The 25034-nt window shown below is 59.9% G+C and carries 21 protein-coding genes and 4 tRNA genes; 19 read left to right on the forward strand and 6 right to left on the reverse strand.

Annotated features, from left to right (window positions below; all coding sequences use genetic code 11):
• The first annotated feature begins 47 nt into the window (after nt 1-47).
• From DWY76_RS03320 to DWY76_RS03335, 4 genes are read left to right on the forward strand one after another with little or no spacing between them, the layout of a single operon-like run.
• A complete protein-coding gene (locus tag DWY76_RS03320; protein WP_097777155.1) occupies nt 48-3350 on the forward strand; it encodes a DEAD/DEAH box helicase in 3303 nt (1100 codons plus the stop codon).
• Nucleotides 3351-3365: 15 nt separating this feature from the next.
• Nucleotides 3366-4355, forward strand: a complete 990-nt coding sequence (locus DWY76_RS03325; protein WP_120079794.1) for a dipeptidase — start codon at nt 3366-3368, stop codon at nt 4353-4355.
• A gap of 22 nt (nt 4356-4377) precedes the next feature.
• Complete coding sequence (locus DWY76_RS03330) at nt 4378-5229, forward strand: serine hydrolase (protein ID WP_097774416.1); 852 nt, start codon at nt 4378-4380, stop codon at nt 5227-5229.
• Between the two features lie 50 nt (nt 5230-5279).
• Nucleotides 5280-6053, forward strand: coding sequence for a TSUP family transporter (locus DWY76_RS03335; protein ID WP_120079796.1), 774 nt, complete (start codon nt 5280-5282; stop codon nt 6051-6053).
• 155 nt (nt 6054-6208) lie between these two features.
• Here DWY76_RS03335 and DWY76_RS03340 read toward each other — a convergent pair whose 3' ends face one another.
• Nucleotides 6209-7066 (reverse strand): DegV family protein, encoded by an 858-nt coding sequence (locus DWY76_RS03340; protein WP_120079798.1) that lies wholly within the window; start codon nt 7064-7066, stop codon nt 6209-6211.
• A 210-nt stretch (nt 7067-7276) separates the two neighbouring features.
• On the opposite strand from DWY76_RS03340, the gene DWY76_RS03345 reads away from it, so the two are divergent.
• The 7 genes from DWY76_RS03345 (at nt 7277) to DWY76_RS03375 (ending at nt 11513) form a co-directional block, all read left to right on the forward strand.
• Nucleotides 7277-7666, forward strand: coding sequence for a CPBP family intramembrane glutamic endopeptidase (locus DWY76_RS03345; protein WP_097777160.1), 390 nt, complete (start codon nt 7277-7279; stop codon nt 7664-7666).
• Between the two features lie 10 nt (nt 7667-7676).
• On the forward strand, nt 7677-8159 hold the full coding sequence (locus DWY76_RS03350) for a nucleoside deaminase (RefSeq protein WP_120079800.1): 483 nt from the start codon (nt 7677-7679) through the stop codon (nt 8157-8159).
• Nucleotides 8160-8421: 262 nt separating this feature from the next.
• On the forward strand, nt 8422-9381 hold the full coding sequence (gene fabG, locus DWY76_RS03355) for a 3-oxoacyl-ACP reductase FabG (protein ID WP_173012890.1): 960 nt from the start codon (nt 8422-8424) through the stop codon (nt 9379-9381).
• A gap of 70 nt (nt 9382-9451) precedes the next feature.
• Complete coding sequence (locus DWY76_RS03360) at nt 9452-10828, forward strand: sigma-70 family RNA polymerase sigma factor (protein ID WP_005937878.1); 1377 nt, start codon at nt 9452-9454, stop codon at nt 10826-10828.
• Nucleotides 10829-11068: 240 nt separating this feature from the next.
• Nucleotides 11069-11144 (forward strand) — tRNA-Thr (locus DWY76_RS03365).
• A gap of 213 nt (nt 11145-11357) precedes the next feature.
• Nucleotides 11358-11431: transfer RNA gene (locus tag DWY76_RS03370), tRNA-Asp, on the forward strand.
• Nucleotides 11432-11437: 6 nt separating this feature from the next.
• Nucleotides 11438-11513: transfer RNA gene (locus DWY76_RS03375), tRNA-Thr, on the forward strand.
• A gap of 132 nt (nt 11514-11645) precedes the next feature.
• Here the strand turns inward: DWY76_RS03375 and DWY76_RS03380 are convergent.
• Nucleotides 11646-11721 (reverse strand) — tRNA-Trp (locus DWY76_RS03380).
• A 70-nt stretch (nt 11722-11791) separates the two neighbouring features.
• A complete protein-coding gene (locus DWY76_RS03385; protein ID WP_120079801.1) occupies nt 11792-12250 on the reverse strand; it encodes an Rrf2 family transcriptional regulator in 459 nt (152 codons plus the stop codon).
• A 129-nt stretch (nt 12251-12379) separates the two neighbouring features.
• Between DWY76_RS03385 and DWY76_RS03390 the strand changes: the two genes are divergently transcribed.
• The 8 genes from DWY76_RS03390 to DWY76_RS03430 all read left to right on the forward strand — a co-directional run bounded on the left by DWY76_RS03390 (nt 12380) and on the right by DWY76_RS03430 (nt 19282).
• The gene (locus DWY76_RS03390; protein WP_005937868.1) at nt 12380-12703 is read left to right on the forward strand and encodes a rhodanese-like domain-containing protein; all 324 of its coding nucleotides are present in this window, start codon (nt 12380-12382) and stop codon (nt 12701-12703) included.
• 20 nt (nt 12704-12723) lie between these two features.
• Nucleotides 12724-13164 carry a hypothetical protein gene (locus DWY76_RS03395; RefSeq protein WP_097774420.1) on the forward strand — a complete coding sequence of 147 codons (441 nt, stop codon included), beginning with the start codon at nt 12724-12726 and terminating at the stop codon, nt 13162-13164.
• A 133-nt stretch (nt 13165-13297) separates the two neighbouring features.
• Nucleotides 13298-14515, forward strand: a complete 1218-nt coding sequence (locus DWY76_RS03400; RefSeq protein ID WP_097774421.1) for a cysteine desulfurase family protein — start codon at nt 13298-13300, stop codon at nt 14513-14515.
• Nucleotides 14516-14517: 2 nt separating this feature from the next.
• On the forward strand, nt 14518-14961 hold the full coding sequence (gene nifU / locus DWY76_RS03405; protein WP_005937858.1) for a Fe-S cluster assembly scaffold protein NifU: 444 nt from the start codon (nt 14518-14520) through the stop codon (nt 14959-14961).
• 344 nt (nt 14962-15305) lie between these two features.
• A complete protein-coding gene (locus DWY76_RS03410) occupies nt 15306-15914 on the forward strand; it encodes a twin-arginine translocase TatA/TatE family subunit (protein ID WP_120079803.1) in 609 nt (202 codons plus the stop codon).
• Nucleotides 15915-16005: 91 nt separating this feature from the next.
• Complete coding sequence (gene tatA, locus DWY76_RS03415) at nt 16006-16209, forward strand: twin-arginine translocase TatA/TatE family subunit (RefSeq protein WP_005937852.1); 204 nt, start codon at nt 16006-16008, stop codon at nt 16207-16209.
• 2 nt (nt 16210-16211) lie between these two features.
• On the forward strand, nt 16212-17018 hold the full coding sequence (tatC, locus tag DWY76_RS03420) for a twin-arginine translocase subunit TatC (RefSeq protein ID WP_120079805.1): 807 nt from the start codon (nt 16212-16214) through the stop codon (nt 17016-17018).
• Nucleotides 17019-17512: 494 nt separating this feature from the next.
• Complete coding sequence (locus DWY76_RS03430) at nt 17513-19282, forward strand: sugar-binding domain-containing protein (RefSeq protein WP_120079809.1); 1770 nt, start codon at nt 17513-17515, stop codon at nt 19280-19282.
• A 63-nt stretch (nt 19283-19345) separates the two neighbouring features.
• Here the strand turns inward: DWY76_RS03430 and DWY76_RS03435 are convergent, their stop codons facing one another.
• The 3 genes from DWY76_RS03435 to pth form a co-directional block, all read right to left on the reverse strand.
• Nucleotides 19346-20464 carry a foldase gene (locus DWY76_RS03435; RefSeq protein ID WP_120079811.1) on the reverse strand — a complete coding sequence of 373 codons (1119 nt, stop codon included), beginning with the start codon at nt 20462-20464 and terminating at the stop codon, nt 19346-19348.
• A 19-nt stretch (nt 20465-20483) separates the two neighbouring features.
• Nucleotides 20484-23957, reverse strand: a complete 3474-nt coding sequence (mfd, locus tag DWY76_RS03440; RefSeq protein ID WP_120079813.1) for a transcription-repair coupling factor — start codon at nt 23955-23957, stop codon at nt 20484-20486.
• A gap of 423 nt (nt 23958-24380) precedes the next feature.
• Complete coding sequence (gene pth, locus DWY76_RS03450) at nt 24381-24959, reverse strand: aminoacyl-tRNA hydrolase (RefSeq protein WP_097774427.1); 579 nt, start codon at nt 24957-24959, stop codon at nt 24381-24383.
• Nucleotides 24960-25034 lie beyond the last annotated feature (75 nt).

Below are 25034 nucleotides of genomic sequence, written 5' to 3' on the forward strand. Positions count from 1 at the left end.
TCTTATAAGATAAGAAGGTTTTACAGCCAAACCGGGAGGAAACAGCCATGGATGCAGACGAGATCCGCACGCTTTTGGGCGATAACATTTTTGAGCGGGCCAAGAAGTACCGCAAGCGCATCCAGCAGAGCACCTGCACCGTGAACGCCGATGGCGTGCGCCATATTTCGGCCATGGTACAGGGCAGCGGCGGCAGCTATTACTATACGCAGGCATGGCTGCGGGAGAACGGCAGCTTTGTCAGTGCGTCCTGCAGCTGCCCGTATAACCAGAACGGCGAGGGCACCTACTGCAAGCATATCGGTGCATTGCTGCTGGACGATGCCGAAAAGAATGCCCCTGCACCGGCGGCAAAGCCGGATGCGATTCCCGGTGTTGTGCGCGGCGCGGCGGGCCTTGCCCCGGAACCGGCCCGGCGGGACAGCTATGCCTCCGGGCTGGAAATGCTATTTGGCAAAAAGTGGCACGGCGAAACGCCGGTGTCGGATCACGAGGCCCGCAGGCTGCTGGATACCTACAAGGAAGCAGCCCTTGAAAACCTTGGTGTGGACGAGACCGCCCAGCGCACCGGCTTTGCCCATTTGGAACCGGAGCTGACCCTCGTACCCGGCGCACAGCCATGGCTGCGGCTGCGCATCTCGGACGGCGGGCGGCAGTATGTGGTAAAAAGCATCCCGAACCTGATGGAAGCCGTCGAGATGGGCAAAAGCGTCAGCTACGGCAAGGCACTGGCTTTTGTGCACCGGTGGGATGCCTTTGATGAAGAGTCCCGTGCGCTTTTGCAGCTGCTGCGCCGTCAGGTGAACGCAAGGCAGAGCATGGACAAAGCCGCCGTGCGGGTGTACGGCGGGGCCGAACAAGGCCCGGCGGGAGGCATGATCCTGACCGGCGAGATCTTTGATGACCTTGTGCAGCTGTACGAGCATACCGGTTTTTTGGGCGGGTACGAGCTGCGGGAAGGTCTGCCCGTCATTACCATGACCGTGGAGCGCCGCCGCGGCGGTGTGCAGGTGGAAGGCGAACCCGCACTTTCCGCTGTGCAGGGCCTTGACTATGATTACCTGTTCAGCGAGGATACGCTCTGGCGGCTGCAGCGGCCCGGGTGCACCCGCATCCTGCCCGCATTGCAGGCGCTGGGCGGCAAAAGCCTGTTCTTTACCAGCGCAGATGCCACGGCCTTTTGCAGCTATGTGCTGCCGGAGCTGGGCAGCAAGCTGAACATCGTGGACCCGGAACGTCTGCTGCTGAACCAGATCCCGCTGGAACCGGTGGTGCAGTTCTATCTGGACGCACCGGACAGCTTCCGCATCGAAGCACACGCGGAGTTTTTGTACGGGGAGGATAAGGTCACGCCGTTCGTGCCGTCTCCGGCAGGGCTTTTGCGGGATGTGCGCGCCGAGAGCCGGGCAAAGCGGCTGCTGGCCTCTTATCTGCAGCCCGGTGTGGGCGGCAGAGAGGAAGTGTACGGCACCGCTGACGAGGACGAGATCTACCGCATGTTGGAGGAGGGCGTGCCGGCCCTGCTGGCCGAGGGTGAAGTATACCTGACGGATGCCTTCCGCAGCCTGCAGGCCGCGCCGCCCCGCATCACGGTGGGCGTTTCGGTGCACGGCAGTGTGCTGGATCTGGAAGTGGATACCGGCGAGTTCCCGGTGGCAGAGCTGAAAGACCTGCTGCGCTCCCTGCACCAGAAAAAGCGCTACCACCGCCTGCGGGACGGCCGTCTGCTGCGGCTGGACGACAGTCTGGAAGGGCTGGACGAACTGAACGATACACTGGAACTTTCCGGGGCCAAGCTCAAGAGCGGCCACGCCGAGCTGCCGCTCTACCGTGCACCCAGTCTCGACTGGGCGCTCTCGGGCCAGAACGGCCTGCGTTTCAACCGCGACGATGCGTTCCGCCGCATCAGCCGCAGCTTTCACGCCGTGAAGGACAGCGAGTATACTCCGCCGGAAAGCCTGCACAATGTGCTGCGCAAGTACCAGCGGGATGGCTACCGCTGGCTGCGCACGCTGGACGGCTACGGCATGGGCGGCATTCTGGCCGACGATATGGGCCTTGGCAAGACCGTGCAGGTGCTCAGCTACCTGCTGGCCATGAAGGAAAGCGGCCAGCGCCTGCCCAGCCTCATCGTCTGCCCGGCATCGCTGGTGCTCAACTGGCAGGAGGAATGCCAGAAGTTCACGCCGCAGCTTTCCTGCGTGGCTGTGGACGGTGACGCTGCTCACCGGGCAGAGCTGGCAAAGCAGTGGGCGGAAGCCGACCTTGTGGTGACCAGCTATGACCTGATGCGCCGGGACGAGGAGCTTTACAGTGGGCAGCAATTCTACGCCTGCATTCTGGACGAAGCACAGGCCATCAAGAACCACACTACCCAAAAGTACAAGGCGGTGTGCGGGGTGAACAGCAAAGTGCGGTTTGCCCTTACCGGCACCCCGGTGGAGAACCGCTTGGGCGAATTGTGGAGCATCTTCTCCTTCCTGATGCCGGGGTATCTGCCGCCCTACAAGACCTTCTGCGCCCGGTTTGAAAAGCCTATCGTGCAGGAGGACGACAAAGACGCACTGCGCCGTTTGAACCAGCTCACCGGGCCGTTCATCCTGCGGCGCATGAAGTCCGAGGTGCTCAAAGAGCTGCCCCCCAAGACCGAGAATCTCCACCGCATCGAGCTGGACGAGCAGCAACGCAAGCTCTACCTTGCCGCTGTGGTGGACGCGCGGGAAAAGCTGCGCGCTGCAAAGCCGGAGGATAAAATGGCGGTGTTCGCAGTGCTCATGCGCCTGCGGGAGATCTGCTGCGACCCGCGCCTTGTGGCAGACAACTGGGACGGCGGCAGTGCCAAGCTGGAAGCCTGCATGGAGCTGGTGACGGCTGCTGTGGAGGGCGGACACCGCATCCTGCTGTTCAGCCAGTTCACCTCCATGCTGGAACTGCTGGCAAAACGGCTGGACGAAGCGGGCGTGAGCCACTTTACCCTGCAGGGCTCCACCCCAAAGCCGGTGCGTGCAGAGCTTGTGCGCCGGTTCAACAGCGGCGAAGCGGACGTGTTCCTCATCTCGCTGCGGGCGGGCGGCACCGGCCTGAACCTGACGGCGGCAGATATCGTCATCCACTACGACCCGTGGTGGAACGTGGCTGCGCAGAATCAGGCCACCGACCGCGCCTACCGCATCGGCCAGCGCAATCCGGTGCAGGTGTACAAGCTCATTGCGCAGGACACCATTGAAGAAAAGATCGTGGAGCTGCAGCAGGCAAAGCAGGACCTTGCCGAGACGGTCACCGGCTCGGCAGACGGAGCGATCCTGTCCATGAAACCAGAGGAATTGCTGCAGCTGCTGCAAGAGGAATAAAGAGGAGAAAACATCATGAAAGTCTGGGATCTGCACTGCGATACCCTCAGCGAGCTGCGCAAAGCCGAACATGCGGGCCGGCCCAAGAGCTTCGCGCAGAACGATCTGCATATCGACCTTGAAAAATTACAGAAAGGCGACTATCTGCTGCAGTGCTTTGCAGCATTCGTCAATCTGGGTGATAAGACGCCCGGAGCGGACCCGCTGGTGACAGCGCTGGAAGAGATCGACCAGTTCAAGCGCATCATGGCGGCATACCCGGAAAAAATTGCTCCGGTGTACACGGCGGCGGACATCCGCCGGAATGCTGCGGCGGGAAAGATCAGCGGGATGCTCACCATCGAGGAAGGCGCCTGCTGCAAGGGCAGCGTGGGGGTGCTGCGCCGGATGTATGAGCTGGGCGCGCGCATGATGACCCTGACATGGAACCACGAAAACGAGCTGGCAAGCCCGCAGCGGAACCCCGGCGGGGTGCTGGTGCCCCAGACCGAAAAGGGCCTGACCGGGAAGGGCTTTGAATTTCTGGCCGAGATGGAACGGATGCACATGATCGTGGATGTGAGCCACCTTTCGGACAAGGGCTTCTGGGATATCGTGGAGCACGGCACCCGGCCTTTTGCGGCCAGCCACTCCAACTGCCGCGCACTGGCACCCCACACCCGCAACCTGACCGATGAGATGATCCGCGCCCTTTCGGAGCGCGGCGGCATTGCTGGCCTGAACTACTATGCGCCCTTTCTGGACACCGACCCCACCCACCCGGAAAACTGCCGCAGCACGGTGGAGCTGATCGCAAAGCATGCGGCCCACTATAAGCAGGTAGGCGGTGCACAGATGATTGCCCTTGGCAGCGATTTTGATGGCATCGATGGCCCCCACCAGCTGGAAAATGCTGCCTTTCTGCCGCTGCTGGCGGATGCCCTGCGCAAAGAGGGCTTTACCGAGGACGAGGTAGAAGGCATCTACTACCGCAATGCCATGCGCTTTTTTGAGGAGAACCTGTAATAACAACGGAGAATATGCCGATATGGATAAAAACATGACGCTGGAAAAGCGCATTGCTGCGGAGCTGTACTGCTATCAGGGCAAAATGAGCGTGTTCGTGGACGATCTGCAGGGCCATACCGTGGAGGTGGGCGCGGACGAAGAATTTGAGACGGCATCCACCATCAAGGCGTTCATTCTCGCTGCATTGTATTTGCAGGCGCAGCGCGGCAAAGCAGACCTTGCCGAAGAGATCACCTATGAGCAGAGCCAGTTCGTGGACGGCAGCGGTATGCTGCGCGCGCTGGGCGTGGGCGCAAAGCTCAAGGTGAAGGACACCGCTACCATGATGATCATTTGCTCGGACAACATTGCCACCAATATGATCATCGACTATCTGGGACTGGACACCATCAACGCCTGCATCCGGGAGCTGGGCTTTGCGCATACTGTGCTGCACAATCCGCTGCACTTTGACCGCTACCGCCGGCTTGGCACCACCACGCCGCGCGACTACGCGGCGCTGTTCGCCCGCATTGCAAAAGGGGAGCTTGTCAGCCGGGAAGCCAGCGCGGAGATGCTTGCCATCCTGCGCCAGCAGCACTACAACACCATGCTGACCCACGACTTCCCGCAGTATTACCTCGACTGCGAGGAGACCGGCGCGCCGGAGCTGATCTGGGTAGCCAGCAAGAGCGGCAGTATGAACGCCTGCCGCAACGACGGCGGCATCGTCCACACCCCCTACGGCGAGTATGTCATCGTGCTGATGAACAAGGACTTTCACGATATCATCGAGTACAATGAACACCCCGCCATGGTGTACGGTGCCCGCGTCTCGCGGATGATCCTGGATCAGGTGCTGGCCTGTGAGGGACGGCTATCCCTGTCCTGAAATGCACGTGCAAAAAACAAAAAACTGGAAAAATATAGGAAATTATAACAATGGGGATCACGCTCTCGCCATGGATGATGGCGTTTCTCGTTCTGATGACGGGCTTTGCAGGCTTTGTGGATTCGGCAGCCGGAGGCGGCGGTCTTATCAGCCTGCCGGCCTATCTGTTTGCCGGGCTGCCGCCCCACTACACCTATGCTACCAACAAATTCAGCGCCGCCTGCGGCACCACTTTTGCCACAGTCAACTTTTTCAAAAACGGTGCAATGAACCTGAAGGTGGGCATCCTTGCAGCCATTGGCAGCTTTGCGGGCAGTGCACTGGGGGCACATATCGTGCTGCTGCTCAGCGATGAACTGCTGCGCACCATGATGTTCCTCATCCTGCCAGTGGCGGCGGTGGTCATTTTGTGGCAGCGCGACCTGCCGGACAAGAACCGGGACGACGGCACCCTGAACCTGAAAAAGATCCTGCTGGCGCTGGGCATCGGCTTGGGCATCGGCCTGTACGACGGCATCGTGGGCCCGGGCACCGGCACCTTTGCCATCATTGCCTTTACCACCCTGATGGGCTTTGACCTGCGCACCGCCAACGGCAACGGCAAGGTGCTGAATCTTGCCAGCAACTACGCCAGCCTGTTCACCTATCTGATGAACGGTCTGGTGGTGTTCCACATCGGCATCCCCTGCGCCGTCAGCAACATTCTGGGCAACCTGCTGGGGTCCCATTTCGCCCTGAAAAAGGGTGCGCGCTTCATCCGTCCCATGATGCTGGTGGTGCTGGTGCTGCTGCTGGGCAAGCTCATCTCGGACGCAGTGCTGTGAGCGCCGGGCGCGCCAGAGGCTCCCTCTCCGAGGAAGCTGGCAAAACCGTCAGGTTTTGACTGGGGGAGCTTGCGCCCGTTTCCCGCTGCAAAAAACAAGCCGGGCAGCCCGCAGGCTGCCCGACTTTGCTCGGATGATCTTTTTTCGGTGGTCGCTTATTCCAGCACCAACCCTTTGTCAAAGAATGCCAGACCAAATGCACCGGGGCCTGCGTGGGTGCCGATGACGCAGCCGATCTGGCGCACCAGCGGTTCGCCCATGTGCAGATTTTCACGGAAGTAGTTCTCGATGGGCTGCACTTCCCGCAGGCTGGAAGAATAACCGGCAACAGCGGCAAAGTCCGGGCTGATGCCGCCCAGCTCTTCGATCTTCTTGAACAGGGCCACATAGGCACCGGGCAGGCCGCGGGCCTTACCGGCCATGGCTACCTTACCGTCCTTGATGGTGATGAGGGGCTTGATGCCCAGCATCCCGCCCGCGACGGCCACAGCGGCAGGCAGACGGCCGCCCTTGCGCAGATACTTCAGATCGTCGATTGCGGCAACCAGATGCAGGTGCTCCTTGGCGTGCTCCAGATCGGTGGCGATCTGCACCAGCGTCTTGCCTGCGTCACGCAGCTGCACGGCCAGACGCACCAGCAGCGATTCACCCAGACACACGGTGGCACTGTCCACAAACAGCACGTTATCTACATTGGCGAGGTCTGCGGCCAGCTTTGCGCACTGCCATGTGCCGGACAGCTCGTGGGACAGGAAGATGCCCAGCACTTCGTCCCCGGCGGCAACGGCTTCCAGATAGAACTTCTCGAACAGCTCCGGGCTGGGCTGGCTGGTGGTGGGCAGCTTGCGGCAGCTGGCCAGATGGGCGTAGTATTCGGTTGGGGTCATGTCGATGCCATCCCGCAGGATGCTGCCATCCTCCAGCGTCACGTTCAGAGGGATCACGGTCACGCCCAGCTGCTCGGCTTCGGCGGGCAGGATGTCGGACGCAGAATCGGTGAGAATACGGATCATAAAATACCTCCGGATTTCCGGTAAAAACAAATTCAAGTCATGTTTCCCGACGCTTTGCAATAAAACGTCGGGAAACATTATACCAGAATCCACAGGGAAAAGTCAATTACCTGAGCGAAAATTGCTTCGTCCCAGCGCAAAATACTTGCGTAAAAGCCGCTGCTTATGATAAGATAGGCGCTGAGAACCGCACGGCAGGGAGGGCAGGCCATGGAGCAAAAGGCAAAAACAAGGGCGCTGCTGGCTGCGTTCGGCTGCGCACTGGCCTACCTGCTGGCAGGCAAAGTGCTGGCATTTCTGCCTGCCCCGGCGTGGGATGTGCGGGCGCTGAGTTTTGTGCACCACTGCATCGCTGCACCTGTCGTGGAGGAACTGGTGTTCCGCGGGGCCATCCAGCAGCTGGCGCAGCCCTTGGGCAGATGGCAGGCCGCGGCGCTGCAGGCGGTACTGTTTGCGGTGCAGCACGGCACCCCGGCGGGCATGGCGTGGGCGCTTGGCTGCGGCCTTGTGCTGGGCGCACTTCGTGAACGCACCGGCAGGGTATGGCCGGGGATGCTTTTGCATACATTGAATAATCTGCTGGTTTTTGCAGCAGGATAAAGGGGAACCTATGACCGATTCTGAACTGATGGGCCTTGCGCTGGAAGAAGCCCGCAAGGCGGCTGCACTGGGCGAGGTGCCGGTGGGGGCCGTGGTGGCCTGCAACGGCGAGGTGGTAGCTGCCGCCCACAACACCCGCGAGACCGAAAAAAATGCACTGCATCATGCAGAGCTGCTGGCCATTGATGCCGCCTGCAAAAAGCTGGGCGGCTGGCGGCTGTGGGAGTGCGAGCTGTTTGTCACGCTGGAGCCGTGCCCCATGTGCGCCGGGGCCATCATCAACAGCCGCATCCGGCGGGTGGTATACGGCGCGGCAGACACCAAGGCGGGCTGCTGCGGCAGTGTGACTGACCTGTTTGCAATGCCCTTCAACCACCACCCGGCGGTGGAGCAGGGGCTGCGCGCAGAGGAAGCACAGGAGCTGCTGCAGGCGTTTTTCAAGGATCTGCGGGCACGGCTTGCGGCCCGGCCGAAGTGGAAACCGCCTGTATGACCGGCATGGAATATGAAGAAACCGTAAAAAAGTGGAAGCTGCGTAAAAAGTAGGCGGCTTCCACTTTCTTTTTTCGGCAAATTGTGCTATATTATTTAATGGTGTTTTGTCGAAACCCATCTTATGCAGCTGTCTGCCGCGCCGAGCACCGGACTTTGACCGGATAAGAAATGGACGCTGAACGGACGGCGATGGGCCGCACAGACATCTCCTGCACGGCATACCTTTGCAGTGCAGAGATCACGACAGGAGGACTATACTCTTGTACGAAGATGAATTTGAACTGACGTTCAATCTGTCGGGTGAGGAGCCGCAGCCGGAACAGGCTGCACAGGAGCCGCCCGTACCGCCAAAGCCAAAGGCGGCAGCACCCGTGGTGGACGAACCCACCCGGGTGATGGTGCTGGAAAAGCCCCAGCCTGCGCCGCAGCCGGAAATGCCGGAGCCTGTGCAGGAAGAGCCGGAGAAAACACCGGCACCTACCGTGCAGGCAGCAGCCAATGGCCGCTGTGTGCTGATCTCCGGCGGCGACCGCGGCATTGGTGCCGCTGCGGCCCGGGCGTTCTATGCGGCGGGCTACCGCGTGGCGGTGCTGTACCACAGCAATGCCAAAGCCGCTGCAGAGCTGGAAAAACAGCTGCCCGGCATCACCGCCGTGCAGTGCGATGTGGCATCCCGCGCCAGCTGCGAGCTTGCGTTCCGCACCGCAGAACAGGCACTGGGCCGTGTGGATGTGCTGGTGAGCAATGCGGGTATCGCCCAGCAGAAGCTGTTCACCGACATCACCCCGGAAGAGTGGCAGCATATGCTGGACGTGAACCTGACCGGTGCGTTCCACCTGTGTCAGCTGGCGCTGCCGGGTATGATCCGCCGCAAGGCCGGACGCATCCTGACCGTGAGCAGCATGTGGGGCCAGACCGGCGGCAGCTGCGAGGTGCATTACTCTGCAGCAAAGGCAGGCCTGATCGGCCTGACCAAGGCTTTGGCCAAAGAAGAAGGCCCAAGCGGCATCACAGTGAACTGTGTTGCGCCCGGGGTCATTGATACCGATATGATGGCAGCATTCACCGCCGAGGATAAGGCCGCGCTGGCCGAAGAGACCCCTGTGGGCCGTCTTGGCAGCGCAGACGAAGTGGCGCAGCTGCTGGTGTTCCTTGCCGGCGAGGGTGCGGGCTACATCACCGGTCAGGTGTTCGGCGTGAACGGAGGACTTGTGATCTGATGCGCAGGAACACTTTATTACAGAATTTCCCCCGGCGGGAGCATCCCCGGAGCAAGAAGGAGAGAGCAAAATGGGCATGACTTTAAAGGAACTGTTGACGAAAGGCGAAGGCACCATTTCGGCCAAGGAGGCCAAGGCGCTGGCTGCACAGTGCAGAATGGATGAGGAAACGCTCTACACCCTTCTGGAAGAACGCGGCATCAAGGTTCTGGAAGAGGATGCAGAGCCTACGCTGGATGTGGACAGCATCATGGCCGAGGTCGAGAATGCCGAGAACAACAACGATGATATGGGCATCAGCGAGGACGAGGAAGAGCAGAGCGAGGAGAACCCTGCAGACCTGAAGGCTGCCATGGACGAACTGCTGGACGACCCCGTTAAGAACTACCTCAAGCAGATCGGCCAGATCCCGCTGCTGAGCGCGGAGCAGGAGGTGGAGCTGAGCCGCCGCATCCATGCCGGTGCCGAGGCGGCGCACATCCTGCAGGCCGACCGCCAGAAGTACGGCGGGCCGGAGTACATCAAAAAGAACAGCGCCCGCTTCTCGTTTGAAGAGGATGAGAACAGCCGCAGCTATACCGAAGATCTGGACGAGGAGGGCAACGAGAAGCCCAGCGAGGATGCCGAGGAAAAGGCTGCCGAAGAGGAAGCTATGGAGGCTGTGGAGAACGGCCCCCTGAGCGACGAAAAGCGCGCTGAGCTGCTCAAGACCCGCCGCGATGGCCTGAACGCCCGCCGCAGCCTGAGCGAAGCGAACCTGCGTCTGGTGGTGTCCATTGCCAAAAAGCATGTGGGCCACAATCTGGCATTCCTGGATCTGATCCAGGAGGGCAACATCGGCCTGATCAAGGCTGCCGAGAAGTTCGACTGTGACCGCGGCTTCCGCTTCTCCACCTATGCAACCTGGTGGATCCGTCAGGCCATCACCCGTGCCATTGCGGATCAGGCCCGTACCATCCGCATTCCGGTGCACATGGTGGAGACCATCAACCGGATGCGTCAGGCCACCAACCAGCTGGTGTACCAGAACGGCCACGAGCCGACCCCGGAAGAGTTGGCAAAGGCCATGGATATGAGCGTGGAGCGTGTGCGCGAGATCCAGCGCATGGCACAGGAGCCGGCAAGTCTGGAAAGCCCCGTGGGTGAGGAAGAGGATTCCTCTCTGGGCGATTTCGTCGCAGACGAAAACGCCGAAGCCCCTGGCAAGGCCGCAGACCGCGCCATGGTGGCACAGCAGATCAATCTGGCTCTCAAGAGCCTGACCCCCCGTGAAGAGAAGGTCATCCGCCTGCGCTTTGGTCTGGACGATGGCCGTCCCCGTACGCTGGAAGAGGTTGGCCGTGACTTTGGCGTTACCCGTGAGCGTGTGCGCCAGATCGAGGCAAAGGCGATCCGCAAGCTGCACAGCCGCAAGTGCCTGTCCCTGCTGAACGGCCTGATCGAGTGATAAAGTAAGACTCCTTCAGTCATCGCTGCGCGATGCCAGCTCCCTCAGAGAGGGAGCCCTTGGCAAAACCGGAAAGTTGTCCGTACTGCCAAAGGCCCCATCTCCGAGGGGGCTGTCTGCGTAAGCAGACTGGGGGAGTTTTTTCGTAAAAAACGACTTTTTTGCAAAAATCCAGATTTTTTTGCAAAAACCTCTTGCCAAACGGTGGAAACTGTGGTATTATAACTGAGCTGTGATTGCGCTGCTATAGCTCAGTTGGTAGAGCGCATCCTTGGTAAGGATGAGGTCTCCAGTTCGAATCTGGATAGCAGCTCCAGCTCAGATGCCCTGAAGTCGAAAGATTTCGGGGCGTTTTTCTTTGTGTAGATCGTTTCTGCTGTGCGGGTCCGGAACAGGGCAGAGCGGGCTTTGAACGGCTCTTTCAGGCTTTTTTGCGTTTTTCGTAAATTCATGCTTGACAAGCGGACGCTTTTTCGATATAATAAAGCACGTTCCGGCGGTAAGCGCCGCGCGAAACTTGAGCGATCATGGCCCGGTAGCTCAGTTGGTTAGAGCACCAGCCTGTCACGCTGGGGGTCGTCGGTTCGAGCCCGATCCGGGTCGCTATTTGCTGCTATAGCTCAGTTGGTAGAGCGCATCCTTGGTAAGGATGAGGTCTCCAGTTCGAATCTGGATAGCAGCTCCACAGCAGACACCTCGAAGCCTTAGGACTTCGGGGTGTTTTTTTGTTGTATGACTGCAAAAGCAGGCTGACGGAGTGCGGATTGCTTTGAGTACAAAAACAAAACGCACAGGTTCCGAAGAACCTGTGCGTTTATGGCAGGGGTAGTAAGTTTCGAACTCACGGCACGCGGTTTTGGAGACCGCTGCTCTACCAGCTGAGCTATACCCCTATAGGCATTCGCTGAATGCTTTGTTATTATAGCCGATGCAAAGGCGAATGTCAAGCATTTCTTTCAAGATTCAGGCATTTTTCGTGCCGCAGCTGCAACAGCCTTCTTTTTTATCGGATGCAGGCAGCTGGCTGGAAAGCTGTTCCAGCGTTACGCTGTCGATATACTGGTTGATCACCTCATCAAGGCCGGTCCAGAAGGGCAGGGTGAAGCACTGCTCCCACATGGGGCACTCGTTGGTCTCGCTGCCAAGGCAGGGAATGGGTGCCACGCTGCCCTCAATGGCGCGCAGGATCTCGCCGGCGGTGTAGTCGGCAGGGGCTTTGGTCAGGCGGTAGCCGCCCTGATTGCCGCGCTCGCTTTTTACAAGGCCCACACGGGCCAGCGGGGTCACGATCTGCTCCAAATATTTCAGGCTCAGGTTCTGCCGCTCACTGATCTCCTTAAGGCTCACGGTGGTGCCCGGCGCATAACGTGCCAGCTCGGCCATCAGGCGCAGGGCATAACGGCTTTTGGTCGAAAATTTCATGGCGATCCTCTCCTTATTGCTTCCTATAGTATAGCACGTTGCTCGGATTTTGCAAAGGTATCCTCTTGTGCAAACAAAAAAGGTCTGCTATCATAGGATGGATAAGAGAATATTATAAGGAGTGAGAGTATGAGTGAGAAGATCACGGCTGCCGATGCCATCCGTCTGCTGGATGCACACGAGGCGGCTGCTGTAGATGTCCGGGAGCCGGACGAGTTTGCCGTGGGCCACATCCCCGGCGCAAAGCTGCTGCCGCTGGGTCAGGTGCTGAGCCGTGCGGCTGAGGTGCTGCCAGATAAGAACGCTGTATGGCTGGTCTACTGCCGCACCGGCCGCCGCAGTGCCGATGCCGTGCGCAAGCTGGAAAGCCTTGGCTACACCCGCCTGTACGATCTGGGCGGCATCCTGAGCTGGCCCTATGAGATCGAGGGCGACTTTGAAGGGCATTTTTAAAAAGAAAGAAGGATAACTCCATGTCGTTCCACGCAAAAGATTTTGCCGGCAGTCACTGCGGCTGCCGCTACCAGCAGGACTACCGCCCCACCTTGGGCCGCGACGGCAAAAAGGAATCCGGCACGCTGGAGGTCATCAAGTTCTATTACGATGGTGCCATCCGCTTTGAGCAGCACTGCTACGGCGAAGCCGCAACCTTCGTGTTCGGCGTATGGGCATCCGGCATGGACGAGGACGGCACCCTGCACTGGGTGCTGCCCGACCGCCGCAAGAGCTACTACGACGAGGCGTATCTGCCCAAAAAGCTGGACCGCGTGGACGAGGCGGGCAATCTTTACTTTGACGGCAGCAATTTTCCGTGGAAGCTGGCGGACGATTTTGCCGAAGATAAGCGCTGGGGCTACCCCAAGTGGAAGGTGGTACTGGGAAAACTGACCGGAAAGGGCAAAAAAGGTGACTGAATCACGAAAATCCAGTATTCATATTGACATACTAGGGAATGATATGGTATAACTTATCCGTTGAAAGGATTCCGCATCTGCACAGGGCATGCAAGGCTCCCGCAGACGCGTTCAATAAGAAAGGATCATTCCTATGGAAAACATGGAAAAAGTGGTTTATCTGGATAATGCTGCCACCACTCCCTGTGCTCCCGAGGCACTGGAATTGATGGTCAAAGCCCTGAGCGGTGCCTGCGGCAACCCCAGCAGCCATTACAGTGTGGGCTATGAGGCTAAGGAATTCGTGGACACCGGTCGTGCGCAGGTGGCAAAGGCCATCAATGCAAGTCCGGCTGAGCTCTTCTTTACCAGCTGCGGCTCCGAGGCTGACAACTGGGCCGTAAAGGGCACCGCCTTCACCAAGGCACGCCAGAACAAAAAGCACCTCATCACCAGCGCTTTTGAGCACCATGCCATCATGCACAGCATGGCTGCACTGGAGCGCATGGGTTTTGAAGTGACCTATATCAAGCCCACCGCCGAGGGCTACATCCGTCCCGAGGACGTGGAAGCTGCCATCCGTCCCGATACCGCGCTGGTCAGCATCATGATGGCCAACAACGAGATCGGCACCATCCAGCCCATCAAGGAGATCGCCGAGGTCGCTCACAAGCACGGTGTCTGGATGCACACCGACGCGGTGCAGGCTGTGGGTGCCATCCCCGTGGATGTGAAGGAGCTGGGCGTGGATATGCTGTCCATGAGCGCCCACAAGTTCAACGGCCCCAAGGGCATGGGTGCCCTGTACTGCCGCAAGGGCGTATGGCCCCAGAACCTGATCGATGGCGGCAGTCAGGAGGCCCGCCACCGTGCAGGCACCGAGAACGTGGCCGGCATTGCTGCCATGGGCAAGGCACTGGAGATCGCCACGGCACATCTGGATGAGCGCATGGCCCACGAGAGCGAGCTGCGCGATTATGTCATCGACCGCGTCCTCAAGAACATCCCGGAAGCCCGCCTGAACGGCGGCCGCAGCCCCCGCCTGCCCAACAATGTGAACATCAGCTTCCCGGGTCTGGAAGGCGAGACCATCCTGCTGGATCTGGATATGCACGGCATCTGCGCCTCCACCGGCTCTGCCTGCAACTCCGACAGTCTGGACCCCAGCCACGTCCTGCTGAGCATCGGCGTGCCTGAGGAGATCGGCCACGGCTCCATGCGGTTCACCTTTGGCCCGCAGAACACCATGGAAGAAGCAAAATATCTGTGCGACGTGCTGGAGGAAGTGATCCCCCGCCGCCGTGCTATGAGTTGTATGTGGCTGCAGGGCCAGAACACGGCCCGCCAGTTCAGCCTGAAGGGAGAGCAGTAATTATGGCAAGCATGTATAGCGCAAAGGTCATGGAGCATTTTGCAAATCCGCACAATGTGGGTGAGATCCCCGATGCAAACGGCGTGGGCGAAGTGGGCAACCCCAAGTGCGGCGATATCATGCGCATGTACCTGAAGATCGAGAACAACGTGATCGTGGATGTCAAGTTCCTCACCTTCGGCTGCGGTGCCGCCATCGCCACCAGCAGCATGGCCACCGACCTCATCAAGGGCAAGACCATCGACGAGGCGCTCAAGCTGACCAACAAGGCCGTTGTGGAAGCTCTGGAAGGTCTGCCTCCCATCAAGGTGCACTGCTCTGTTCTGGCCGAGCAGGCCGTCAAGGCTGCTCTGTCCGACTACTACCGCCGTCAGGGCATCGATCCGGAACCCATCGTGGGTAAGCTCGAAGAGGACTGCGACCACTGCGAGAGCTGCGGCCACTGATCCCCGCAAAGAACGCTTCAGGGGACACCGTTTTGTGCGGTGTCCTCTTTTTTTGCAAAAGACTGCACTGTTGTATCCTATCCAAAATGTAATAAAGCAAGCGTAAAATATTATTTGTTTACAAAAACCCCCTGAATATGCACTCGTTCATGAAAAATTCATATATTGTTCAGAATGAGTTCACCACTTTTCGGTATAAGTAGGGCAACACAGGCGCAAAGAGCGCCGAACTCCCACGGAAGCGGACGAAGAACAGGGCAAAGAACGGTTCGCGGCACGCACTGCAATGCAGGTGCGTCGGCCCCGGAAAACGTCCCGCCGCACAGGAAAGGAAACGAGTTAGTATGAAAATTGGTTTTTGGGAACTTGTCGTCATCGTAATCGTGGCGTTCGTGTTCATCGGCCCGGATCAGCTGCCCGTCTACGCAAAGAAGATCGGCAAGATGCTGCGTGAACTGAAAAAGTACACCGGCGCTGCTTCTGAGGAGATCCAGAAGAACGTTGTGGAGCCGCTGAATGAGATCCAAGCTCCTCTGAAGGAAGCTGTAGCCCCGCTGACCGATATCAAGAAGGATATCGACAACAGCGTCAAGGATGTGACCAAGAGCTTTACCGGTATCGGCAAGACCAGCAAGGAGGAAGCGGCCAAGGCAGAAGCCGCCGAGGAAGTGACCGAGCTGACCGAGGAGCCGGTGGAAGAGCTGGAAGAGGACGCTGCATCTGCCGCCAAGGCAGAGGAGAGCGCTCCCGCTGAGGAGACCGCTGCACCTGCCGAGAAGGCCGAAGAACCCGCCGCCCCGGTTGAAAAGGCTGAGCCTGCCGCTGCACCCGCAGAGGAAAAGGCCGAGCCTGCTGCAGAAGCGGCTCCCGCACAGGAAGCTGCCGAGGCTGCTCCTGCGGCCGAGCCGGTGGAGGAAGACCCTCGTCAGAATGATGTTCTGCCGAAGGACTGATTACTTACTGGATGCACCCGCGCCCGCGGTTGCCTGATACATGCAATAAGCCCGCCACGCGGCGCGGCAAAGTAAAAAGGAGATTTTTATTATGCGTATTGGTACTAACGAACTGCTGATTATCCTGGTCGTCGCTCTGCTGATCTTTGGACCCAAGAACCTGCCGAAGCTGGGCAAGATGTTCGGCAAGACCATCAACGGCTTCAAGAAGGGCATGGAGGACGAGGAAGGCTCCGATGATTCCGAGGAGAAGACCGAGAAGCAGGTTTCCAAGAAGGACGAAGACGAGGAGTAATTGTGGCTACGAACGTTAAGCGCAAAAAGAAAAAAGCCGAAGTCATGGCAGAGGACGGCAGCATGACGCTGACCGGCCATCTGAAAGAACTGCGGAACAGGCTGATCATCTGCGCGGTGGTGTTCGTGGTGGGTGTTGTGGTCTCGCTGGCATATGCCGACCGTCTGATCGATCTGCTCACTGCCATGGGCCGCGACTATTACGAGTTTGTTTCCATTGCCCCGCAGGAAAAGCTGATGCAGTATTTCCGCGTCTCCATTCTGGCAGGCGTGGTGGTCACTGTGCCGGTGGCGTTCTACCACATCTATGCATTTGCAAGGCCGGGTCTGAAAAGGAGCGAGAGCACCTTCTTCAAGTTGGTCATGCTGCTGGGCCTTATCCTGTTCTGCGTGGGCGTGCTGTTCGCCTACAAGCTCATGATGCCCTTCATGCTGCGTTTCCTCAGCACCGGCATCGAGGGTGCCGAGTACATCCAGACCACCACCAGTATCGAGAGCTATGTCAACCTCTGCTTGACCATGTTCATCATTTTTGGCTGCGTGTTTGAGATGCCTCTGATCACCATCATCCTGTCCAAGATGGGCATTATCAACCCGCAGCTGCTCAAGCAGGTGCGCGGTGTTGCCATCGTGATCATCTTCTTCATCGCGGCCGTTGTCACCCCGCCGGATATCGTGTCTCAGTGCATGGTGGCCGGCCCCATGGTGCTGCTGTACTTCATCAGCATTCTCCTGAGCGGCATCTTCTATAAGCCGAAAGAGGACGATGATGACGAAGATGACGAGGATGAGGGCGAGGACGAAGAGTAAGCTCTGACTTCTGGTTTTCTGTTTTATCATTGCAAAAGCAAAGGCTGCTGCGCCATTTGGTGCAGTAGCCTTTTTGTATGTGGAAAATGCTTCCGGTGCAGAGCGTAATTGCGTGGGGCAGATTCTATGGCTTTTGCAAAAGGCATTACCGCCGAATATGTACTCTTTTGCACGCACAAAAGAGTACCAGAAAGGACGGCGGTGCCCGTAGGGCATGAAAGCCCCGGTGGGGCTTTCAAGGCGCAGACCGGTTTGCGCAGCAAATGCTGTGTGTTCAACACAGCAAGGTCTCCGCTACTTTCGAGGCGCGGGAGGCGGCGGGTTGCGGCTCCCTGCGTCTGCTTCGTGCCTTGGACGGCACTCGCATCCTGCAGGCCGCTGCCACAACTCGTCCAGAGCGAACGCGGCGGCAATTCCAAATCGTTGCTGCTCAGTCTATACAAGCCACCCGCCCTGTGCTAGAATGAAACCAACAAATCAAAGGCGGTGAAACCATGCACCCACTCCCGGAATATCCTCGCCCGGCTATGCGCCGGGACAGCTATGAGAACCTGAACGGCCTGTGGAAGTACGCCATTACTCAGACAGCAGAATACCCCGCTGCGTGGGACGGCAGCATTCTGGTGCCCTACTCTCCGGAAACAAAGGCCTCCGGCGTGGGCCGCACCCTGCAGCCCGGCCAGTGGCTGCACTACCACTGCACCTTTGCTCCCCCTCCGGGAGAAGGGGGCCGGGTGCTGCTGCACTTCGGCGCGGTGGACGATGCCTGTGCGGTGCAGGTGAACGGCCATCTGGTGGGCGGCCATCGGGGCGGCTACTGGCCCTTCACACTGGATGTCACCGCCCAGCTCAACGATACGGGCCGCAACAGCCTGTGGGTGACCGTGCAGGACCCCACGGACAGCGGCACGCAGGCCCGGGGCAAGCAGACCCTGAAGCCCGGCGGCATGTTCTATCCGGCCCAGAGCGGCATCTGGCAGACGGTCTGGATGGAGCGTGTGCCGGAAAACTACATCCAGTCGCTCACGGTCACGCCGGACTACGATGCCCGCACCGTGACCGTGAAAGCCCATACTTCCATGCCCGGAGGTGCAGTGAACCTGTGGGCCGTGGTGCGCGCTGGCGGCGTGACCATTGCCGAGGACTGGGGCAGCGACGAAGCGGACCGGGACGGCGAGGTGACGCTGAACATCCCGGAGGAACATTTCTTTCCGTGGAGCCCGGATACCCCGTTTTTGTATGACCTGACCGTGGGCACCACGCAGGGAGGGGAGGAGCAGTTCGACACCGTGCACAGCTACTTTGCCCTGCGCAAGTGGAGCTGTGAGCCGGATGCGCGGGGCGTGCTGCGCTTCTGCCTGAACGGAAAGCCCATCCTGCTCAACGGCCTGCTGGACCAGGGCTACTGGCCGCAGGGCCTGTATACCCCGCCTTCCGATGCGGCGGTGGAGCGGGAGCTGAGCGAGGTGAAAGCGCTGGGATTCAATCTGCTGCGCAAGCACGCCAAGATCGAGCCGCAGCGCTGGTACTACCACTGCGACAGGCTGGGCCTTGTGGTCTGGCAGGACATGGTGAACGGCGGCAGCAGATACAACCTGTGGTTCGTCACCTACCTGACCAATGTGCTGCAGCCCCTTGTGCGCCGCCTGCCCGACGCAGAGCCGCTCTGGAGCCTGCTGAGCCGCGGAAAAGCATCCAGCCGGGAAACATACCGCAAAGAGCTGCAAGCCACCGTGGAAGCCCTGCGCTGCCATCCGTGCATCGGCTGCTGGGTACCCTTCAACGAAGGCTGGGGCCAGTTTGATGCGGCCGGGGCAGTGCAGGCCATCCGCACGCTGGACGATACCCGCCTTGTGGACGAGGCCAGCGGTTGGTATGATCAGGGCGGCGGAGATGTGTGCTCCATCCACAACTATTTCTATCCGCTGCATGTAAAGCCCGGAAAGCGCACTGTGGCCCTGAGTGAATACGGCGGCATTGCATGGCCCATGCCGGGGCACGAAGCACCGGGCAAAACCTACGGCTACGGCACGGCCAAGAGCCGCGCAGACCTGACCGCCCGCTGCAAAAAGCTGCAATTGGGCACGGTGCTGCCGCAGCTCAAAAAAGGACTCTCGGCGCTGGTGTACACCCAGCTGACGGATGTGGAAGATGAGGTGAACGGTCTGTTCACCTATGACCGGGCCGAGATCAAGCCGGATGCCAATGCCGTCCGCTCGGTGAATGCTGCCCTTGCCGCAGAGTTCGCAAAAGTGACGCGGTAAAAGAAAAAACTCCCTCAGTCATCGCGCAGCGATGACTGAGGGAGTTTTATGTTACAGCAGCTCTCAGCTGTTGGCGCTGTTGTTCACGATCTTTTTGGCGGGCAGTTTGTTCATGGCAGAGCTGTCCAGATCGTGTGCCAGCTCTGCACCGCCTGCGGCCAGTGCGTCGTCCAGCTCGCCGCCCTTCATATCGCTCAGGATCTGGCTGCGCAGGTCGTCCAGCGAAGAAACGCTCAGCGGGTCTACACGCACCATCAGGAGCAGGGTGGAGCCGTTGATCTGCACGGCAGCGGCTTCGCCGTAGGAAAGGCTGCGCAGAGCATCGGCAGCACCGTCCTGCGTAAAGGCCGAAGCAACATCGCTCTCGGTCAGCAGCTCGGTCTGGACGCTGGCGCTGTCGTCGGAAGTTTTGCCGTCCAGCACAGCGTAGATGTCCGGCAGGGCATTCTGTGCGGTCTCATGCAGGGCACTCACCTGATCCGAGACCGTCTCGCCGCCTGCGGCGTTGACGCTGTCGGCAGCGGCCTGTGCCAGCTTGAGCATCTCGGCCTTCTGGTCATCGTCCGCAAAGGCGTAGGTGCTGGTATTGTACAGCGGGATGCTGATGTAGCAGATCTCATACATGCTGTCGTCCAGATGGCTGGTCAGCTCGTCGTCCTCCACTGGGGTCTCGCCGTCCAGGCCGTAGACCATATCCAGCAGGGCGGTGTGCTCCACCTGCAGACGTTCATATGCCTTGACGGTCTCCAGACCAATGCCGTTGGCGGTGTAGGTGTCGCCGTACTGGTCCATCATCTGCTGGGCATAACGGTCGGCAGTGGAAAGCTGCTCTTCAGTCAGCTCACCGCCCAGCGCCTTGAAGCGGGCATCCACAGCGGCCAGCGTTTCCAACGTTTCCTGCGTTTTCTGGGCCACATAGTCGCTCACAACTGCGGTCTCGCCGCTGTCAGAGTCGGTGGTGATGGTCTCTTTCAGGAAGGCTTTTACGTCGGTGGTGTCCTGATCGGTGCCGGCCAGCTGTGCCGCCTGCTGGTAAGCACCGTACTGTGCCAGCAGATACATGCCGGAGGTGATCTCAAAATCACCGATGCTGCCCACGGTGTCCGGGGCGGAAATGGTGCAGCCCACAAGGCTGAACACCAGTGCAAGTGCGCAGATCAGCGCGAGAAGTTTCTTTTTCATGGCAATGCTCCTATGATGTTTATTTTTGCTCGGCGGAGGCAAGGATCTCTGCCATCGCCTTGAGGATGCTTTGCAGCAGCTCCAGCGGCTTTTCGTCGGGCTGAAGCGTGACCGAGAGATAGGGCCGGTTGCCTGCACCGGCGGTGACGCGGCCATTGAAGGCCACCAGCAGGCCCCGGATCATGGGCAGCTCCAGACTTTCCAGCTGCAGGGTGAGGGTGTCCTTTTTCTGGGTCACTTCGGTCACGCCCACAGTGCTGGCCTGCACGCGTACCAGCGACACGTTCACCAGATCGCTCACCGAGGGCGGCGGGTCGCCGTAGCGGTCGATGAGCTCGTCCAGCACATCGGCGGCATCCTCTGCCGTCTGGATGGCGGCAATGCGCTTATAAGCTTCAATGCGACCCGGGCCGTCTGCGATATATTTCTCCGGGATGAAGGCATCCACCCGCAGGTCCACAAGGCATTCGCTCTTGTCCCGCCGGATGGGTTCGCCCTTGGCCCGGGCGATGGCCTGCCCCAGCATCTTCACGTAGAGGTCGTAGCCCACGGCCTCCATGTGGCCGTGCTGGCTGTGGCCCAGAAGACTGCCCGCACCCCGGATCTGCAGATCCCGCATGGCGATGCGGAAGCCGGAGCCGAAGGCCGTGAACTCCCGGATAGCGGAGAGCCGCTTCTGGGCGATATCGGTCAGGGTCTTGTCCCGCCGGAAGGTGAAGTAGGCATAGGCCTTGCGGCCGGAGCGGCCCACCCGGCCTCTGATCTGGTACAGCTGGGCAAGGCCCATGCGGTCAGCGTCCTCGATGATGAGGGTGTTGCAGTTGCGCACATCGATGCCGGTCTCGATGAGAGTGGTGCACACCAGAATATCGATCTCGCCGTTCAGCAGATGCTGCCACACGGGGTTCAGCTCTTCCTCGGTCATCTTGCCGTGGGCAATGCCGATGCGTGCGCCGGGCACCAGCTTGCTCACATGGGCGGCGCAGGCTTCGATGTTGTCCACCCGGTTGTGCAGGTAGTACACCTGCCCGCCCCGGGCAAGCTCCTTCTTCATGGCTTCGGCAAGGATCACGTCGTTGTATTCCAGCACAAAGGTCTCCACGGGCTGCCGCTCGATGGGCGGCTGCTCGATGGTGGAAAGGTCCCGGATGCCGCTCATGGCCATGTTCAGCGTGCGGGGGATGGGGGTAGCCGAAAGGGTGAGCATGTCCACCCCGATGAAGTTCTCCTTGAGCTTTTCCTTGTGCTTCACACCGAAGCGCTGCTCCTCATCGATGATGACAAGGCCAAGGTCATGGAACTTCACGTCCTTGGACAGCAGCCGGTGGGTGCCCACCACGATGTCCACACTGCCCGACTGCAGGCCCCGGAGGGTCTCCTTCTGCTGTTTTGCGGTGCGGAAGCGGGACATCATCTCCACCTTTACGGGGAAGGCTTCCATGCGGGAAAGAATGGTGTTGTAGTGCTGCCACGCCAGCAGGGTGGTGGGGGCAAGGATGGCGCACTGTTTGCCGCCCATCACGCACTTGAAGGCGGCGCGCAGGGCCACTTCGGTCTTGCCCACGCCCACGTCGCCGCACAGCAGGCGGTCCATGGGCCAGCCCTTTTCCATGTCCTGCTTGATCTCGGCGGTGGCGTTCAGCTGGTCGTCTGTCTCGTCGTAGTCAAAGCGGGTCTCAAAGTCCCGCTGCCAGTCGCCGTCCGGCGGGAAGGCGTAGCCCGTGGCCTGACGGCGGCGGGCGTAGAGCTCGATCAGTTCCTGCGCCATCTCCTCGGTGGCTTTTTTTACCTTGGCGCGGGTGCGCTGCCACTCGGCACCGCCCAGCTTTGCCAGCTTTACCTTTTCCTCGTCGCCGGGGGCGGTGTAGCGGCTCAGCAGGTCCAGCTGGGTCACCGGTACATACAGCACGTCCGAGCCGGAGTACTGCACCTTCAGGTAATCTTTCGTGGCACCCTGCACTTCCAGTCGCTGGATGCCCGCATACATGCCAATGCCGTGGCTCTGGTGCACCACATAGTCCCCGGGCTTGATGTCCGAAAGGCTGGAAAGGGCGTTTTTGTTCTTTTTGCGCTTTTTGGTCTCGGCGGAGGTCTCTTCCTCCAGACCGTGCCTGCGGCTGGACAGCACCGCCGCATGGGCAAACGGAAAGGTGCACCCGGCGGTCAGATGGCCCGGCAGCACCTGTACGATGCCTTTTGTGGGCCGCACATCCCGGCTCATGCTCACGGAGTAGCCCTTGTCGGCAAGGTCGCGGGTGAGGGCGGCGGCACCCTTGGGCGTTCCGGAAAACAGGGTGACGGCATAGCCCTGCGCAATGAGCGGGTCAAGGTCTTCTCGCAGGGAGACAAGGTCGCCGTTCCAGTTGGGAGCGGCAAAGGCCTCGGCGTTGATGAGATCTTTCAGCTTGAACTCGTTCATGCCGCGCAGGAAGTTCTCGCACAGCAGGGTGCTCTGCTTCTGGGCGGCAGCGGCAAGGTCGTCCATGGTCTGGTAGAGTACATCCAGCCCGGGGCAGAGCACACCCTCTTCCAACAGGCCGGTCAGCTCTTCGCTGCGACGGAACTCGGTGGCCTTCTGGGCATCCCGGATGCCGCCCACCTCGTCCAGAATGAACAGCGGTGTGTCCAGATGATCCAGCAGGGTGGCCGGGCTCGGATAGCGCAGGCCGTAGTATTTATCCATGGCTTCCGGCATCAGGCCGGAGTCCAGCTGAGCAAGGTCGGCTTCCGTGGCCTTTTCCAGTGCGGTGCGGTGCCGGCCGCGTGCCTTTTTGATGGCGGCACGCAGGGCCTCGGCAGTCTCGGTGGTATCGCCGAACAGCACCTCGCGGGCAGGGGAAAGATAGATCTTTTCCAGTGCGCTGTCCCGCCGCTGGGTGAGCAGATCGAAGGAGGAAATGGAATCGATCTCGTCGTCCCAGTACTCCACGCGGGCAGGCTGGCGCATATCCGGCGCATAGATATCCACGATATCGCCGCGCACACTGAACTGTCCTGGGCCGTCCACCTGACTGCGCCGCACATACCCGGCGGCGAACAGCCGGGCCACAAGACCCTCGCGGTTGTACACCATGCCGGGTTTGAGGGTAAGAGTGTTCTTTAAAAATTCATCCCGGGGCACGGTGTACTGCAAAAGGGCTTCGGCGGGCACGCAGACCGCGTTCAGCCGCCCGCCTGCAAGGGAGCCCAGCACCGAAAGGCGGCGGTACTCGTACTCGCGGCCCGCGCCCTCCACTGGGCGCAGCATAAAGTCCCGGGGCGGGAACACGGCGGCAGAAAGGCCCAACGCCTTGAGGTCGTCCGCAAAGTGGGTGGCCTCGGCCTCGCCGGGGGTCACGATGCACAGCACCCGGCCAAGGTCTTTTTGCAGCGCGGCGTACAGCAGCGCGCGGCCCGCAGGCGGCAGACCGAACAGCGCTGCCGGGCCGGGCTGTGCAAAGCTGGCCGCGATCTTCTGATATTCCGGTGTGGCCTTGAGTAAGGCTTCGTACATGGAAAAACCTCCTTTCCTACTGGGATGACGATTTGAAATTGCCGCCGCAGACGGGTTGCGGCACCCAGCATCTGCTTCACGCCTTGAGCGGCGCTCGCATCTTGCTGGCCGCTGCCCCAACAACTCCTCCCTGTTTCCGCCACTGGCGGCGGTCGTCGCTGTTGCGCTTTGGCAATGGCAGAGGAATGATTATTTTTTATTTGCAGCAGAGAAAAGCCTGCGGGCTTTTCTCTGCTGCTTTTTCACGAGAGGGGGCGTGACCTCAAAATGCATCAAAGAACATAAATGCAGCTTGCCAGTGCTGCCCCACTCGGTGAAAATGTGTTTGGAGCGGCCCGCAGGCCGCGACAAACACAAACAATAAAAATAAAATTCCGCTGAAAATGCCCAGAGCGCAAGCGGAGGGCGTTTTAAATGGGGTTCTTACCCGTTATATTTGCTCTGTGCCAGACTCAGCTTGCCGTCCATGATGAGCTTTGCGGCGGCTTCCAGATCAGGGTAGCGGCCGCTCAGAGCCTTGGCATCCTCTGCCGGGAACTTGCCCAGCACCCACGCGGCAAGGTCGTAGTCCGGGTGGGGCTTGGCACCCACGCCGATGCGGATGCGGGGGAAGTTCTCCCCTCCCAAGCGGGCGATGATGCTCTTCAGGCCGTTATGTCCGCCTGCGGAGCCGGAGGGCCGGATGCGCAGCTTGCCGGGGTTCTGGGTGATATCGTCGCACAGAACGATGACGTGGTCGGCAGGAATCTTGAAAAAGCCCGCCGTGGGGGCGATGGAGTCGCCCGAAAGGTTCATGTAGGTCAGGGGCTTGAGCAGCACCACCTTGTGGCCGTCCACTTCGCCCTGACCCCACAGGCCTTCAAATTTGGTTTTGCTGACCGAAATGCCCCACTTGTCGGCCAGATAGTCCAGCGCGGCATAGCCCGCATTGTGGCGGGTGCCGTCGTATTTTGTTTCCGGGTTGCCAAGACCGGCAATCAGCCAGATGTCATTTGTATTCATGAGTGTTATATTTTCCTTTTTGTGATAAATTGTCCGATGCAAGTCCTAAGTATAACATACGCGCGTGCAAAAAGA

This window comes from Faecalibacterium sp. AF27-11BH, assembly GCF_003603005.1.
Lineage (GTDB): Bacteria > Bacillota > Clostridia > Oscillospirales > Ruminococcaceae > Faecalibacterium > Faecalibacterium taiwanense.

Bases quoted from the DNA above. Each gene is read 5' to 3' on its own strand.
- tatA (WP_005937852.1), top strand. From the start codon at position 16,006: ATGCGTATTGGTACTAACGAACTGCTGATTATCCTGGTCGTCGCTCTG.
- DWY76_RS03345 (WP_097777160.1), top strand. From the start codon at position 7,277: ATGGAGCAAAAGGCAAAAACAAGGGCGCTGCTGGCTGCGTTCGGCTGC.
- DWY76_RS03435 (WP_120079811.1), bottom strand. From the start codon at position 20,464: ATGAAAAAGAAACTTCTCGCGCTGATCTGCGCACTTGCACTGGTGTTC.
- DWY76_RS03430 (WP_120079809.1), top strand. From the start codon at position 17,513: ATGCACCCACTCCCGGAATATCCTCGCCCGGCTATGCGCCGGGACAGC.
- mfd (WP_120079813.1), bottom strand. From the start codon at position 23,957: ATGTACGAAGCCTTACTCAAGGCCACACCGGAATATCAGAAGATCGCG.
- pth (WP_097774427.1), bottom strand. From the start codon at position 24,959: ATGAATACAAATGACATCTGGCTGATTGCCGGTCTTGGCAACCCGGAA.
- DWY76_RS03360 (WP_005937878.1), top strand. From the start codon at position 9,452: ATGGGCATGACTTTAAAGGAACTGTTGACGAAAGGCGAAGGCACCATT.
- DWY76_RS03350 (WP_120079800.1), top strand. From the start codon at position 7,677: ATGACCGATTCTGAACTGATGGGCCTTGCGCTGGAAGAAGCCCGCAAG.
- DWY76_RS03395 (WP_097774420.1), top strand. From the start codon at position 12,724: ATGTCGTTCCACGCAAAAGATTTTGCCGGCAGTCACTGCGGCTGCCGC.
- DWY76_RS03385 (WP_120079801.1), bottom strand. From the start codon at position 12,250: ATGAAATTTTCGACCAAAAGCCGTTATGCCCTGCGCCTGATGGCCGAG.
- DWY76_RS03390 (WP_005937868.1), top strand. From the start codon at position 12,380: ATGAGTGAGAAGATCACGGCTGCCGATGCCATCCGTCTGCTGGATGCA.
- DWY76_RS03325 (WP_120079794.1), top strand. From the start codon at position 3,366: ATGAAAGTCTGGGATCTGCACTGCGATACCCTCAGCGAGCTGCGCAAA.
- DWY76_RS03330 (WP_097774416.1), top strand. From the start codon at position 4,378: ATGGATAAAAACATGACGCTGGAAAAGCGCATTGCTGCGGAGCTGTAC.
- DWY76_RS03340 (WP_120079798.1), bottom strand. From the start codon at position 7,066: ATGATCCGTATTCTCACCGATTCTGCGTCCGACATCCTGCCCGCCGAA.
- DWY76_RS03410 (WP_120079803.1), top strand. From the start codon at position 15,306: ATGAAAATTGGTTTTTGGGAACTTGTCGTCATCGTAATCGTGGCGTTC.
- nifU (WP_005937858.1), top strand. From the start codon at position 14,518: ATGGCAAGCATGTATAGCGCAAAGGTCATGGAGCATTTTGCAAATCCG.
- DWY76_RS03335 (WP_120079796.1), top strand. From the start codon at position 5,280: ATGGGGATCACGCTCTCGCCATGGATGATGGCGTTTCTCGTTCTGATG.
- DWY76_RS03320 (WP_097777155.1), top strand. From the start codon at position 48: ATGGATGCAGACGAGATCCGCACGCTTTTGGGCGATAACATTTTTGAG.
- DWY76_RS03400 (WP_097774421.1), top strand. From the start codon at position 13,298: ATGGAAAACATGGAAAAAGTGGTTTATCTGGATAATGCTGCCACCACT.